This window comes from Clostridia bacterium (genome assembly GCA_017405765.1).
Classification (GTDB): Bacteria; Bacillota; Clostridia; order Oscillospirales; family RGIG577; genus RGIG577.
In genome coordinates this window covers 30,011-43,331 of sequence record JAFQZS010000042.1, presented here as the reverse complement: position 1 = coordinate 43,331, position 13,321 = coordinate 30,011, and the positions used below count along the sequence as shown (strand labels likewise).

Here is a 13,321-nt window from a genome sequence, read left to right as displayed (position 1 = left end):
TTTTAAAAAGCGTTAGCATTTTTGTTAGCAATTTTAAGGGATAAAAGGGGATAAAAGCGCACGGCAATCACAAAACAAGCTTTATTTTTTTCTCCTCTTTTTCCGCTTCGAGAAGGCTTTCAAAATGGCTCTGCGCGGCGTCTTGCGCCGGTGTTATAAGCTCCGACATATCGCGCATATAATGTTTACGCGGCGTTTCCATGGTAGACCATCCGCCGTTTTTCATCAAGTAATAATCCGGCATTCCTGCCGCGTGTGCTACGCTTGCCCAATATGCGCGCAGATCGTGGAAGCGGAACGCGGGTATTCCCTCTTTTTTGAGCAGTCTATTAAAGCGCATAGTGATTTGATTAGGGTTTAACTGCGTGACGGGGCTGTTTTCCGGCAAGGCCTTCAGCTTTTTTACAACGGCAGGCGGCAGCGCGGCATGTCGTGCGCTTTCAACTTCTTTCGGCACTTTTATGATCCATTTGTTTTTATCGTTTCTAACGCACGCTTTTGTTATCCATACGCCCGTATCGGCTATATCTTCGCGCCTGAGGGCGCAAATTTCGCTTCTGCGCAGCGAACCGAACGCGGCAAGGTATACGGGCACCTCAAGCGGAGTGCCCGTTATAGAGGCGATAAGGCGGCTTATATCGCGTTCCGTGGGTGTGCGCTGCCTTGTCTTATGCTTTTCGGGGAGCGTTACGCTTATATCGCTCAAATCGGCTCCGGCGTTTTTTAATGCGGCTGTGAGCAGGCTATAAACATTGAGAACGCTCTTAGGCGAATGGTCGGCGGCAAAGTCATTTATGAAACGCTGAAGCGGCCTTTGCTTCGCTATTGCCTCAATGGGCATATATGCAATGTCGGCAAGGTCAGTGCGTGCTACGCGCTTATATTCTCTTACCGTGGCCGGTGAAAGTATGTTGCGCTTTTCTTCCGCGTATCTGTTGACCGCTTCGCCTACGGTTATACGTTCCGGCGCACGGCGGGCTTTTATTATGCCCGTTTTATATCCCACGGCAAGCCGTTCAACTTTCTTTTTGTCATAATCGGTTATACTTATGCTTTGCCCGTTTATGCGAAGCTGGCAAGTGTACGCGCCTGACGCTAGCTTTCTTATTTTCGGTATCTTCATGTCTGCACCTCTTTTTTATACTTTGAAGCGGCTTATATGAGTTTTCGACGATGCCTTATTCGCTTTTATTTTTCCGTAGCTTTCGGCAGATTTGTTCCTTTATTTGTTCGCTTAAAACCTTATTTATAGCATCAATTAAAGGTTCGGGGTCAATTTCCGTCTGCATTTTTGGAGTAAGGGTGCCCGTCTGTGTGCTTTCGATATCAAGGTTTAATGCGTTGAAAATTTTTAGCATGAGGCTTACGCCGGCGTTATTTATGCCGTTTGGCCGCTTTAAGATATTATCAAGCGTTGAGTATGGTACGCCGATTTCTTGCGCAAAGGCGCGTATGCTCTTGTATTGTTCTAAGATTATGGCTTTTAATTGTTCTTCTAATGTCATTTTGCGTCACTCCTTATTTTTAGCTTAACGCAAAAAGACGAACTTGTAAAGAAAAATTTCCCGTAAAGGGTAAAAAAGTGTTGACATATCCCCTAATAAGGTGTAAAATGCCCGTATAATAACCTTTTAGGGTGAAAGGGGGCGCAAAAAATGAAAGCGAATTTAAAGGCGGAAATGGCGCGCGCGGGGGTGCGAAATAAAGACATTCAAAAGGTATTAGGGTGCTCCCCCAAAAGTGTGCGTAACAAAATCTGCGGCGTGTCGGAGTTTTCGGTTGCGGAAGCACTGGCAATTCACAAAGCGTTTTTCTCACCGCTGAGCATTGAATATCTCTTCGATGAAGCGGCAGACGGAAGGGGGGTGAAAACGAATGAGACAGACACGGGAAGAAAAAGCTCTTGTACGTGAGCTTAGGGAGCTTTACGGCGGGGCTATGACGCTTGCGGACATTACGCGCGAAATAGGCGCGGTGAAGCCCGCCACGGGCAAAAAGTGGGCGCAAGATCTGCCGGCCGTCCGTATTAACGGGCGGCTTAGGTGGAGAGTAACAGACGTCGCACGGAAATTATACGAAAGCCGCGAAGTGCCGTTAGAAACGGAATTGAAAAAATATGTCTTATAAGGGGGCAAAAATAATGAACATGGATATTTCAAAAGCCATAGACGATATAGAGGCCGTATATTCAACGTTGGAGATATGCGAGGGGCTTCAAAAAGTAAGCCTATTTGTTTTAGAAAGTCGTTTTAACATAAGCTCAAACAAAGTAGATGACGGGGGCGCGCTGTCGTGTATGTACGCGTTAAGCGAACTATTAGCGAGCAGTAAAAAGATTTTGGACAGACACGCCGAAGATCTGTTTGATGCGAGGGGTGGCGAAAATGACGTATAGGGCAAAAGAAAATCCCGCGCCTGTGGGCAACAGGAAACGCGGGAAGAAGGCTTTGACGAATGACCGTCAATTTCTCACACTGTTATTATACGCGATATTAGCGGCGCGTGTCAAGGGGGGGAAAGGCGCGTCATACTGACAACGGGCAGCGTGCCGGAGCTGAGGCACAACAACGAAAGCGGCGTCGTAACGTTCATTCTGCCGGACCTGAGCGATCCGGAAACGCTGAAGATGCTTATAAGTGAAGCAAGGTTAAGCGGGTGGCTTGAGTGACGGGCGTATGCCCCCCGTGGTGTGTGAGAATAGGCGCAGACGGTCAGACTGTGGCCGTTTATTCGGTACATGCACGGCAGGATTTTGACTTTTGGGGCGAGGACAGACGAAGGCACAGACGGAGGCGGCGAATGGCCGAAAGAACATATACGGACGAAATGAGGACAAATATTCAGACGGCGCGAAGGGCAAAGCTAAGTCCGAGCGCGCGGCTTTTGTGGGTAATGCTTGTTGATATAAACAATTCGGCATATTGGCAAGAATGGTTTCCCGCTTCTTTAAGCCTGCTTGCGGATTATACGGGGCTGAAGCGGCACACGGTACTTCGTGCGCGAAACGAGCTTATAGCGGGCGGATTCTTGGCGTACCGAATAAGCGGCCATAAAACGACGCTGTACAAGCTCAAAAAGCCGCTTCAACAATAATGCGGGTAGTGCAAAATGGGCACTACAGATAGTGCAAAATGGGCACTACAGATAGTGCAAAATGGGCACTACAGGTAGTGCAAAATGGGCACACAGTAAAGACATAAGACAAAGACATAAGACGGCGGGGGCGCGTGAAACGCCCCCGCCTATAGAAGGGAAACGAAAGGAGAAGCAAATGAACGTTCTTAATGCTCAAGACATAGAGCAGGCGATCATAGGGGCGATACTGATCGACGGCGAAAAAGGGATTATCACGGCGGCGGAAACGATAAACGCCGACGATTTTTCAACGCCGGAATACAGGGACATATACGAAGCCGCTTCCGAGCTTTTCGACGAAGGGGCTTTGATAGATCCGTTTACCGTTACGGCCTTGCTTGAGAAGAAGGGCAAGCCGATCGATAAAAGGGTATGGATGAATGCCATGGAAGCGGTGCCGTCAACGGCGGGGCTTTATGATTACTGCCTCATGCTGAAAGAGAAGAACGCGCAAAGACGGCTGTATGAGTTGAGCTTACAGATAAGCGAAGATCTCATGACCGGCAAGGACAGCGGCGAGGTTGCCGACGCTATATTGTCCGAGCTTGAAGCGGCAAAGGAAAAGGACACGTACGCGCGGGAAGCGGCTTATAATTCCGACCTTATCACGCTTACGCAGCGGCTTTCAAGCAATGAAAAGGTGACCGTGCCGACCGGCTTAAAGATGCTTGACAAGGCTTTGGGCGACGGCTTTGTAAAAGGCGGCCTTTATGTGCTGGCGGCGCGTCCGGCCGTGGGAAAAACGACAGTTGCGCTGACGATAGCGCAGAATGTGGCGGCGCGCGGCGTTCCCGTGCTGTACGTCAATATGGAGATGGGCGCGGATCAGATCGCGGCGCGGCGCGTATCGCGTGAAGCTCATGTACAGTACTTCAAGATCTTGAACGGGGATATGAGCGAGGACGAACAAAGCGCGGTCATAGACGCCATACATAGGCTTAAAGGCAGCCGCTTCCGTCTTATAACGGGAAGGCCTACGACGGCGCAGATACGCGCCCAGCTTCGCCGTATGAAGGAAAAAGCGGGGCTGTTGGTTATCGACTATATCGGCCTTATATCGCGTCAGAGCGGCGATAAACGCACGAGATACGACGTTATGAGCGATTTTTCGGCTGAACTGAAGCAGACGGCGATAAAGTTTAATATTCCCGTTTTATGCCTCGCCCAGCTCAACCGCGAAGCGGCAAAGGGCGAACCGGAAGTATTCCACCTTAGAGACAGTGGCACGATAGAGCAAGACGCAGACGGCGTTATACTGCTTTCGCAGACGGAAACGGAAGGAACGCGGGACAAGCTGGGCGATTTTAAGTGCCTTAAAATGAACATAGCGAAAAACAGGCACGGAAGATGCGGCGGTGTGTACGCGGATATGTACCCCGCAACGGGCGTAATAAAGACAAAGATGTTTTAAGGCTGCCGCCGCGTCCCTGCCAATATTATATCACAGGGGGGCGCGGATTTTGGAAACGAGCAAGGAACACATGGCGCTTATGGTGCAGGGGGGGCATACGGAGTATTTAACGCCGCTGTGGGAAGCGGTGGAACGGCTGTGCATAAAGCTCATGCGCGAATATGCGCGGCGGCTTGCCCTGCCGAATTGGATCGATGCTGAGGACGTCGTACAATGTGCATATTTCGGCTTTTTGAACGCGGTAAAGGCGTATGATCCATACAAAGGCTTTGCCTTCACGGCGTATTTGAGCCTGCATTTGCGCACGGCTGCCGTCAGACGCTCCGGCCTGCCGCTTCGCAAGAAGCCGTATACGGAAGTGAGCGGGGACGCGCCCATAAACGATGACGAAAGTCTTATTTTATGGGATGCGCTCCCCGATGAACGGGCAGGCGACGCCTTTGACGCGGTGGAGCTTTCGGACGCGCAAGAGAAGGTAAGGGCGGCAATGCTGAGACTTACGAAAAGGCAGCGTCACATATTGGAGCTCCACTTTTGGCACGGGGTAACGTTTACCGATATAGCAAAAGCGGAAGGCCGCAGCGTGTCATATATCGCAGGGCGGTGTACGGCAGCTTTGCTGAAGCTTAGGCGTGCTCCGGAGCTGCGGGGACTGTGGGAAGAATACAGGCGGCATTACGACGGGCGGGAATGGCAGACGCGGCATATGTGGACGCAATCCGCCGAATATGCGGCGGTAAGGCGTGAGATCGCGCGCGAAGCGGCGCAAAGGTATTTATCATACGGGAAGCGGCAAGCTATGTTAAAGGCAGCGTATGACCGCTTCAGCGAAGATCTTCAGAGCAGGGCGGATCATGACGAATAAGGACGCGGCGCAGACGTTAGAACTATACCGACGCAAGGCGCAAGAGCTGGACGCGCTTATAAGACAGCGCGAAGCGGTCGACAGTGACGCGGAAATAGTGCAGCGTATATCAGAACTTGCCGAAATGAGGCTTGAAATCGGGCGCAGAATTGACGAAATCGGTGACGATGATCTAAGACGGGTTTTATACCTTCGCTATGTACACGGCCTTATATGGCGCGATATAGCGGCAGAAATGGGTATACGGCGCGAAACCGCGCACCGGCTGCACAGGCACGCGCTGAAGGCTTTAAGCGTTGAGGGGGCAAGAAAGGACGGTGAGGAACTACGGCAAACGCAGGGAACCTTATACCTAACAGCAAGCGAAGCCCGAGCGAACTCCGAGAAAACGGCAGAAAGGGCGGTATTGCTTCCGGCAAGGCCAGACGCAGAAAGGCGACTTTAAGGCGGGCGATGCAAGCGGCGCTGCTTAATGCTGACAGGGGCTTGTCTGACGCTCTTTTTTCTGAGGCAATGAAGGTGCTCAAGATCACGGCAAAAAGGCGTTGAAGCCCGAGCAAAGCGCGAGAGAAGCGTGAACGAAGCCCGAGCGAAGTCTAGAGAAACGGCATTTTGAACACAATGCTCGGAAACAGCAAGGGGGGTGAAAAAATGAACGATGAAACGAAGTCCGGAGAGTGGCAGACGGACGAAAACGGCAAACGCTATCGCATGATAGGACGGATCAAAGAATACGAAATGACGGTACTGACGTCGCACGGCACAGTCACGCAAAGCCAGCTTGAAGCTATTAACCGCCATGAGACCGGCAAAACCGCGTTTGAACAGGTGAAACCGATTAAGGCTTGCCCGTTCAAAGATGGTTTGCACACGGGGTGCGACGGCGAAGCATGCGCGCTATATGTGGACGGGTGCGCTTTGGCGAGCGGCAGGCCACAAAGAGACACAGCAGGGCGTAAATGCCCGTTCGGCAGATCTTTTTGCGGTTCTCTATGCGCCCTATATAACGGGGGGTGTACGCTTACCGCAACGAAAAACTAATGAAAAGGGAGTAAATGAAAATGAGCAGATTTAATAAATATGCGCGCGAAGCTGACGCTATAGCAAAGGCGGCTTTTGAAAGATATCTTAATGCTAACAGCGCGGTTAAGGATGCGGAATTGAGAGTGAGAGCGTATCCCGTGCGCGCCAATTCTACAGATGCGGAATACGCGGCGAAGAGCGCAAGGGCGCAAGCTGACCTTATAGAAGCAAGAAACGCTTTATATAAGGCGCAACACGCTTTTGAAGACGGCACAAGAGAACTTCGGACGCTCCGAGAGGGACTTATAAGCGCGCTTGATGAAGCTTATGGCGCGGATCCGTCAGACATTGACGCGAACATGCTGGAGCTTTTAAAAAGCGGCATATTAAAAACCGGTGAATATGGGCGCATGTTAGACGGCGCGCTGTCGTCGAAAAATTATACCATGGCAAGGCTTATAGGCAAATATGCGAAGGAAGCGGCGGACAAGCTCCCGCACGGTGACAGGGAGGCTATGCAGCTTCGCGCGCTGGAGCTTAAAAGCAAAGAAGCGGACGGCGGCGAACTGTTGCAGACGTTTGATACAATGATCGATGCGTTTAGACGGTGCGCCGACAATCCTTATATGATCAAAGACTGGGACGGGCTTTTTGCTGAAACGGTAGAAAACTTTTAAGGCGTTGGAACGCTGATAATACCGAATTTTGCGGATATATAAAAAAGCGCAGCACCGGCGCAAAATAAAAAGGCGGCAGGCCGTGAGGGTCTGCCGCTTCGCTGTTTTTATACGAACAGTATTAAATTTGTCGCCGATGAGTGCATATATCTGCGCAGATCACAACGGCTGCATAGAGGAAAGATATACAGGGGGTATATTATTCCCCCGCGTCCCGCTTCATGGTTTCGTCTATGGCGCGGTTTATAAAGGCGTTCAAGCTTTCGCCCTGCGCCGATGCGTGGGCTTTGATAACGTCCTTTTTGCCTTTCGTCACTGATAGCTCTACACGGTCGTAATTGTTCTCCTTGTACTTTCTGACAGCCTTTTGTTGTGCCTTGCTTATTGCCACGGCTTTCACTCCCTTCCGGATCCGGAAGCGGCTTATAAAAAAGCCCGCTTCTTTACGATACCATGATAGCATAAGCGATATATTCACGTCAATATAAATAATGCACAATATATTTACGTGAATATTGTTTACTATGTCTATTGATATATTCACGTGAATATAGTATCATATACTCGTAAGGCAAGGGCGAAAGCCTTTTACGAAAGGAAGTGAGGGCATGGAAGGCATGACAAGCCGAGATATAACGCGGCTGATCGAGTGGCTTGAAGCGCAGGGCTTCACCAAAGAAAAGATCGTCGAATGCTTGAAGTACATCGGCAAGTAGGGCATAAAAAAGAATAGCGGACACCATGCACACGTCCCGCTATTCCAAAGCAAAAGGCGTAAGCGGCGAGCCTTACCGCCGCCCACGCCTTGATTATATCAACGTAAGGCGAAAAAATCAAGGGGGTACACAATGAGTACTAATGAATTGACTTTGAAGGTAAGAGAGCTTAAAGAGCTGAAGATCATGGCCGAGGAGCTGGCGGCGGAGATCTCTGCGATCGAGGACGCTATAAAGGCGCATATGGGCGAAGCGGAGGAAATAACGGCAGGGGAGTATAAAATCCGCTGGACGTATGTTACGAGCCGCCGCATCGATACGACGGCCTTAAAAAAGGCGATGCCGGACGTGGCGGCTGCCTTCACGAAGGAAAGCAAAACGCGCCGCTTCTCCGTGGCATAAGGGCGCACGGTGAGGCTTAGCCTGTAATAGCTCTGTAGCAAAAAGACCGCTTCACGGCGGTCTTTTTGCGCGTGGCTGTGCTGTGTGTGCAGGTTTGACGTTGCCGTTAGCAATTTGTTAGCATTTTTATGTATACAAAACGGGTAAAAACGGCATAGCAAGCCAAACGGCAAAGGGGTGACAAAAGCCCAAAAACCTGCATAAAACCTATAAAAAACGCCTATGCTTTAGAGCATGGGCGTTTTGCTGTATTGGTGCGGGTGACAGGACTTGAACCTGCACGCGTGGGCACAAGAACCTAAATCTTGCGTGTCTGCCAATTTCACCACACCCGCGTATGATACGATTTTACTATGACGCGAGGATACTGTCAAGCGTGTGCGTTCATTGTTTTTTGCCTCTTTTATTGCCGTGCGAGTTCTTTTTGTCCTTGAAGCTGCGTTTTGTCGGCTCGGGGGATACAAGCGCGCCGGGGCCGCGTCCTATAAGGTCGTATCTGCCCGCGCGCTTTAAGGCTGTGATAACGCGCTCGCGGTTTTCCTCGCGCGAGAACTGTAAAAGCGCGCGCTGCATCGCTTTTTCCTCTTTTGTGTTCGGCACGAAAACTTCCTTACCCGTCATAGGATCTATGCCGGAATAATACGCCGCCGTCGCCATAGTGCCGGGAGTGGGGTAAAAATCCTGCACCTGCTCGGGCGACATATGATTTTTCTTCAGATAAAGCGCAAGCTCCACGGCGTCTGAAAGCTCGCTTCCCGGATGCGAGGACATAAGATACGGCACGAGATACTGATCCTTGCCGAACTTTTTATTTAGCCGCTCGTATTCTTTTACAAAAGACTCATAGACCGAAAAGCGCGGCTTGCCCATGCATGAGAGCACGTGATCGCTGCAATGCTCGGGTGCTACCTTGAGCTGTCCGCTTATATGATACTTTACGAGATCTTCAAAGAAACGCCTGTCGTCGTCGAGCATGAGATAATCAAATCTTATGCCGGAGCGTATGAACACCTTTTTCACGCCGTTTATACTGCGGAGCTTTGAAAGAAGCTCGTTATAGCTTTTATGGCTCACGTTGAGATTGGGGCAGGGCTTTGGCGTAAGGCAGCGCCTGTCCTTACACATGCCGTATTCTTTCTGCTTTTCGCACGACGGCACGTGAAAATTTGCCGTAGGGCCTCCGACGTCGGAAATATATCCCTTGAAGCGCGGATTTTTTAAAAACGATTTTGCCTCCGCGATGACGGATTCATCGGAGCGTGTCTGTATCATGCGTCCCTGATGGAATGCGAGCGAACAAAAAGCGCACGCGCCGAAACAGCCGCGGTTCACCGTTATGGAAAACTCCACCTCTTTTATGGCGGGAACGCCGCCCTGTGATTCGTATGAGGGATGATATGTGCGCTCGTAGGGCAGGGCGTACACCGCGTCCATCTCTTTTGTAGTAAGCGGAGGCTGAGGAGGATATTGTATGAGAAAGCGCTTGTCGTGCTTCTGCACTACGGTGCACCCGCGTACCGGGTCGTGCTCGTCAGACTGAAGCTTGAACGATTTTGCGTAGGCGCGCTTGTCAGATGCGACCTTATCGAACGAGTCGCAGTATACTACTTCGCTTGACGCGGGCGGAGCGGCTGAACGCACGACGCACGTGCCGCGTATGCCTTCCATATCCTTGATGCTTTCTCCCGCTTTCGCGCGGCGCGCTATTTCTATTATCTGCTTTTCTCCCATGCCGTACATTAAGAGGTCCGCGCCCGAATCTATAAGTATGGAACGTCTTACCTTGTCGTCCCAGTAGTCGTAATGCGCAAAACGCCTGAGCGACGCCTCAAGCCCGCCTATGGCCACGGGTACGTCGGGATATGCCTCGCGTATCTTGTTCGTATATACGATAACGGCGCGGTCGGGACGGCCGAAGCCCTTTCCGCCCGGCGCATACAGATCGTCGCTTCGCACTTTTTTTGCGGCGGTATAATTTGATACCATGGAGTCTATCGCTCCGCTTGTCACCATAAAGCCGTATCTTGGGCGGCCAAGCGTCTTGAAGCTGTCCGAAGACTTATAGTCTGGACGGGCTATAATGCCGACGCAGAAGCCCTCCGCCTCCAAAAGGCGAGAGATTATAGCGATACCGAACGACGGATGGTCTACGTATGCGTCGCCCGTTACTATAATGAAATCGCAGTAATATCTGCCCATGGCGACAAGTTCTTCTTTTGTCATAGGTAAGAAAGCCATCTCGGTATCTCCTTATAAAGTCGTTAAAACGCCGCAGGAAGACCTGCGGCGCTGTTTATCGGACGATCACCAATCGCTTTGAGCCATTTTCTTTTCCATGAAATCCTGCTTTGAAAGCAGCACCTTTCGCGGCTTTGACCCTTCATAAGGCCCTACAATGCCGCGCTGCTCCATCTGATCGATTATGCGCGCCGCTCTTGCGTAGCCAAGCTTGAGTTTTCTTTGCAGAAGCGATACCGACGCCATTTCCGCTTCGACTACTATCTCGATAGCAGCCTCAAGCATTTCGTCGGCCGCATCCATATCCTCTCCGTTGCCGTTCTGATGAGAGCCGCTTTTGCCTTTTTGACCTATTATGCTCTCCTTTTCGATATCGTCGAGGATGCCCTGATCGTAGGTAACTTCCTTCTGCTGTGACTGCTTTATGAAATCGACTACCGCTTCTATTTCGGCGTCGCTTACAAAGCAGCCCTGTATGCGTATCGGCTTAGGAGCGCCTATGGGTGAATAGAGCATATCGCCCTTGCCCAAAAGCTTTTCCGCGCCGCCCATGTCAAGTATCGTGCGGCTGTCCACCTGGCTCGATACGGCAAACGATATTCTTGAAGGGATATTTGCCTTTATAAGGCCGGTGATAACGTCTACCGAGGGACGCTGCGTAGCTATTACGAGATGCATTCCCGCAGCGCGCGCCATTTGAGCAAGGCGGCATATTGAATCCTCAACTTCATTGGGAGCAGCCATCATAAGGTCGGCAAGCTCGTCGATGATTATGACTATCTGCGGCAGAGGCTTCTGCGCCGGATCGTTCTTTTGCAGTATCGCCTCGTTGTACGACTTTAAGTCGCGCACGTTGTTTTCGGCGAACAGCTTATATCTGCCGAGCATTTCGTTTACGGCCCACCTGAGAGCGCCGGCCGCCTTTTTAGGGTCGGTAACGACAGGTATCAGAAGATGCGGTATGCTGTTGTATACGCCAAGCTCAACGACCTTGGGATCGACCAAAAGAAGCCGTACTTCGTCGGGCGTTGATTTGTAAAGCAGGCTCATTATCATCGAGTTTATGCAGACGGACTTACCGCTGCCTGTCGCGCCCGCAATGAGCATATGCGGCATTTTCGCTATATCGCCGACCATTACCGCACCGGAAACGTCCTTGCCCAGCGCGTATGTTAGGCGGCTCTTTTGCTTTATAAATTCGGGCGAGGTTATTATATCGCGAAGATATACGTTGGCCGTGACTCTGTTCGGCACCTCGATGCCTACGGCGGCTTTTCCCGGGATCGGCGCCTCTATACGCACGCCCGCCGTTGCAAGATTTAGCGCGATGTCATCGGAGAGATTTACTATCTTCGACACCTTTACGCCCGCATTAGGCTGAAGCTCGTAGCGCGTAACGGTCGGTCCGCGCGATACGTCTACTATCTGCGTCGATACGTTGAAGTTGTTAAGCGTTTCAACGAGCTTTGTAGCGGTGGAGCGAAGCTCGTCCGATACGTCGTGGCTCATACGCGACAGATCCTGCTTTAAAAGCGTGATGGGCGGATATACGTATTCGGGTTCGCTTTCCGCGGGAGCTTCCGCGCCGTTTTGCTTAAGATTGGCTATGGGAGTGGGAGACGCGCCGCCTTCCGCCTTTTTTTCGGGCGGAGCGTCCTTTTGGGAGGGCTTCTGTGCGCCCGAGGCGGTCTGCGTTTCTTTAGCAGAGGCCGAAGCGCCCGACTGATGAGCCGCCGCTTCAAGCTCGCTTTGCATTTCCTGAGCGGCTATCTCGCCCTCTATGGCTTCCAGCTTTTTTGCCTGAGCCGCTTTTTTTGAAAACTGCGCTACCTTTGCGTCAAATTCTTCGGTCGAAAGATTTGTGAATTTATGCTTGGGCTTTGCGTTTTCTCCGGAGCCTTCCGCTTCGCCGATATTACGGTCGCGCTTTACGGCGGCAACCATTTCATCGCTTATCGGAGTGAATTTATATGTATCCTCAAGCTTTATATCTATCTGCGGCTTCCCCTGGGGCTGCTTTCTGTGAAAGATACGCGGCTGGGGCTGGGGCCTTTGCGGACGTACTGCCGCCGCTTCGCGCCGCCTTATTTCGTTTTTTGCTTCGCGTTCAACTTTTTCGGCCTCGCGCCGCTTTAATATTTCAACGTCTTCGCGGTCGCGTATGGCTTTTTTCTCTCCGCGCTGTTTTAAGAACTTATATACGGAAACCGGAGTAACGCCCGTAAGTATCATAAGCGCGATTATAAGTACGATTATCAGAATGATAACGGAGCCTGTTTTGCCGAGAAGCGGTAAAAGTACGCCCGATATCACGCCGCCCAAAAAGCCGCCCGATATTCCGCGACCTCCCGAAACGTAATATGCGCTTACGTTTTCCGCAAATGTGCCCGTAAGCGAGGCATACGGTGTAAAGGTATGTATAAATGCGGCCAGCATGCATACTATGATTATCGCCGCCACTGTCTTTACTCTTATGCCTTTATGCGTTTCGCGCATTACCAGCAGTATTCCGAAATATATAAGAAAGAAGGGGACGGTATAACCCGCGCCGCCGGTTATGCCCATAAGCACCGATCTTATCGCGCCGCCCACACTTCCCATAGAGTCAACAAAAAGACAGAGCAGCACGAACGCGCCTATAAGGATAAGAAGTATGCCCTTCAGCGCGCGCATAACAAGCTTGTTTGTCTGATCTTTATTTCTGGTAGTTCGTCTCTTTTTGGAAGAAGAGCTTTTTTGGGCCTGCGGCCTTTTTGGGCTTCTCGAAGACGGCCTGGAATTTGAAGTATTGCTTTTAGGTTGAGCTTTCTGATTGCTCTGAGCCATTTTTTAATGAACCTCCGAGTCAAGTGTA

The 13,321-nt window shown here is 51.0% G+C and carries 15 protein-coding genes and 1 tRNA gene; 10 read left to right on the top strand and 6 right to left on the bottom strand.

The window, feature by feature from the left end:
* Positions 1–67: 67 nt before the first annotated feature.
* Together IJG50_07595 and IJG50_07590 are read right to left on the bottom strand one after the other, a co-directional pair.
* On the bottom strand, positions 68–1,123 hold the full coding sequence (locus IJG50_07595; protein ID MBQ3379706.1) for a site-specific integrase: 1,056 nt from the start codon (positions 1,121–1,123) through the stop codon (positions 68–70).
* 55 nt (positions 1,124–1,178) lie between these two features.
* Positions 1,179–1,505: a helix-turn-helix transcriptional regulator gene (locus IJG50_07590; protein ID MBQ3379705.1), complete on the bottom strand. Its 327-nt coding sequence runs from the start codon at positions 1,503–1,505 to the stop codon at positions 1,179–1,181.
* Between the two features lie 150 nt (positions 1,506–1,655).
* On the opposite strand from IJG50_07590, the gene IJG50_07585 reads away from it, so the two are divergent.
* From IJG50_07585 to IJG50_07545, 9 genes are all read left to right on the top strand, one after another.
* Positions 1,656–1,913 carry an XRE family transcriptional regulator gene (locus IJG50_07585; protein MBQ3379704.1) on the top strand — a complete coding sequence of 86 codons (258 nt, stop codon included), beginning with the start codon at positions 1,656–1,658 and terminating at the stop codon, positions 1,911–1,913.
* Positions 1,876–2,127, top strand: coding sequence for a hypothetical protein (locus tag IJG50_07580; protein MBQ3379703.1), 252 nt, complete (start codon positions 1,876–1,878; stop codon positions 2,125–2,127). Before IJG50_07585 ends, IJG50_07580 begins: the two co-directional genes overlap by 38 nt.
* Before the next feature lie 13 nt (positions 2,128–2,140).
* A complete protein-coding gene (locus tag IJG50_07575) occupies positions 2,141–2,395 on the top strand; it encodes a hypothetical protein (GenBank protein MBQ3379702.1) in 255 nt (84 codons plus the stop codon).
* A 404-nt stretch (positions 2,396–2,799) separates the two neighbouring features.
* Positions 2,800–3,093 (top strand): helix-turn-helix domain-containing protein, encoded by a 294-nt coding sequence (locus IJG50_07570; GenBank protein ID MBQ3379701.1) that lies wholly within the window; start codon positions 2,800–2,802, stop codon positions 3,091–3,093.
* Between the two features lie 178 nt (positions 3,094–3,271).
* Positions 3,272–4,546 carry an AAA family ATPase gene (locus tag IJG50_07565; protein ID MBQ3379700.1) on the top strand — a complete coding sequence of 425 codons (1,275 nt, stop codon included), beginning with the start codon at positions 3,272–3,274 and terminating at the stop codon, positions 4,544–4,546.
* Between the two features lie 49 nt (positions 4,547–4,595).
* Positions 4,596–5,411 (top strand): sigma-70 family RNA polymerase sigma factor, encoded by an 816-nt coding sequence (locus IJG50_07560; protein ID MBQ3379699.1) that lies wholly within the window; start codon positions 4,596–4,598, stop codon positions 5,409–5,411.
* Complete coding sequence (locus tag IJG50_07555) at positions 5,401–5,856, top strand: DUF1492 domain-containing protein (GenBank protein ID MBQ3379698.1); 456 nt, start codon at positions 5,401–5,403, stop codon at positions 5,854–5,856. Before IJG50_07560 ends, IJG50_07555 begins: the two co-directional genes overlap by 11 nt.
* A 206-nt stretch (positions 5,857–6,062) precedes the next feature.
* Positions 6,063–6,452: a hypothetical protein gene (locus IJG50_07550; GenBank protein ID MBQ3379697.1), complete on the top strand. Its 390-nt coding sequence runs from the start codon at positions 6,063–6,065 to the stop codon at positions 6,450–6,452.
* 20 nt (positions 6,453–6,472) lie between these two features.
* Positions 6,473–7,111 carry a hypothetical protein gene (locus IJG50_07545; protein MBQ3379696.1) on the top strand — a complete coding sequence of 213 codons (639 nt, stop codon included), beginning with the start codon at positions 6,473–6,475 and terminating at the stop codon, positions 7,109–7,111.
* Between the two features lie 199 nt (positions 7,112–7,310).
* Here IJG50_07545 and IJG50_07540 read toward each other — a convergent pair whose 3' ends face one another.
* Positions 7,311–7,502 carry a hypothetical protein gene (locus tag IJG50_07540; GenBank protein MBQ3379695.1) on the bottom strand — a complete coding sequence of 64 codons (192 nt, stop codon included), beginning with the start codon at positions 7,500–7,502 and terminating at the stop codon, positions 7,311–7,313.
* Between the two features lie 457 nt (positions 7,503–7,959).
* Between IJG50_07540 and IJG50_07535 the strand changes: the two genes are divergently transcribed.
* Positions 7,960–8,229: a hypothetical protein gene (locus tag IJG50_07535; GenBank protein ID MBQ3379694.1), complete on the top strand. Its 270-nt coding sequence runs from the start codon at positions 7,960–7,962 to the stop codon at positions 8,227–8,229.
* Between the two features lie 252 nt (positions 8,230–8,481).
* Here the strand turns inward: IJG50_07535 and IJG50_07530 are convergent.
* From IJG50_07530 to IJG50_07520, 3 genes are all read right to left on the bottom strand, one after another.
* A tRNA-Leu gene (locus IJG50_07530) sits at positions 8,482–8,564 on the bottom strand.
* A gap of 49 nt (positions 8,565–8,613) precedes the next feature.
* A complete protein-coding gene (locus IJG50_07525; protein MBQ3379693.1) occupies positions 8,614–10,467 on the bottom strand; it encodes a YgiQ family radical SAM protein in 1,854 nt (617 codons plus the stop codon).
* 66 nt (positions 10,468–10,533) lie between these two features.
* Positions 10,534–13,293: a DNA translocase FtsK gene (locus IJG50_07520; GenBank protein ID MBQ3379692.1), complete on the bottom strand. Its 2,760-nt coding sequence runs from the start codon at positions 13,291–13,293 to the stop codon at positions 10,534–10,536.
* Positions 13,294–13,321: the final 28 nt, after the last annotated feature.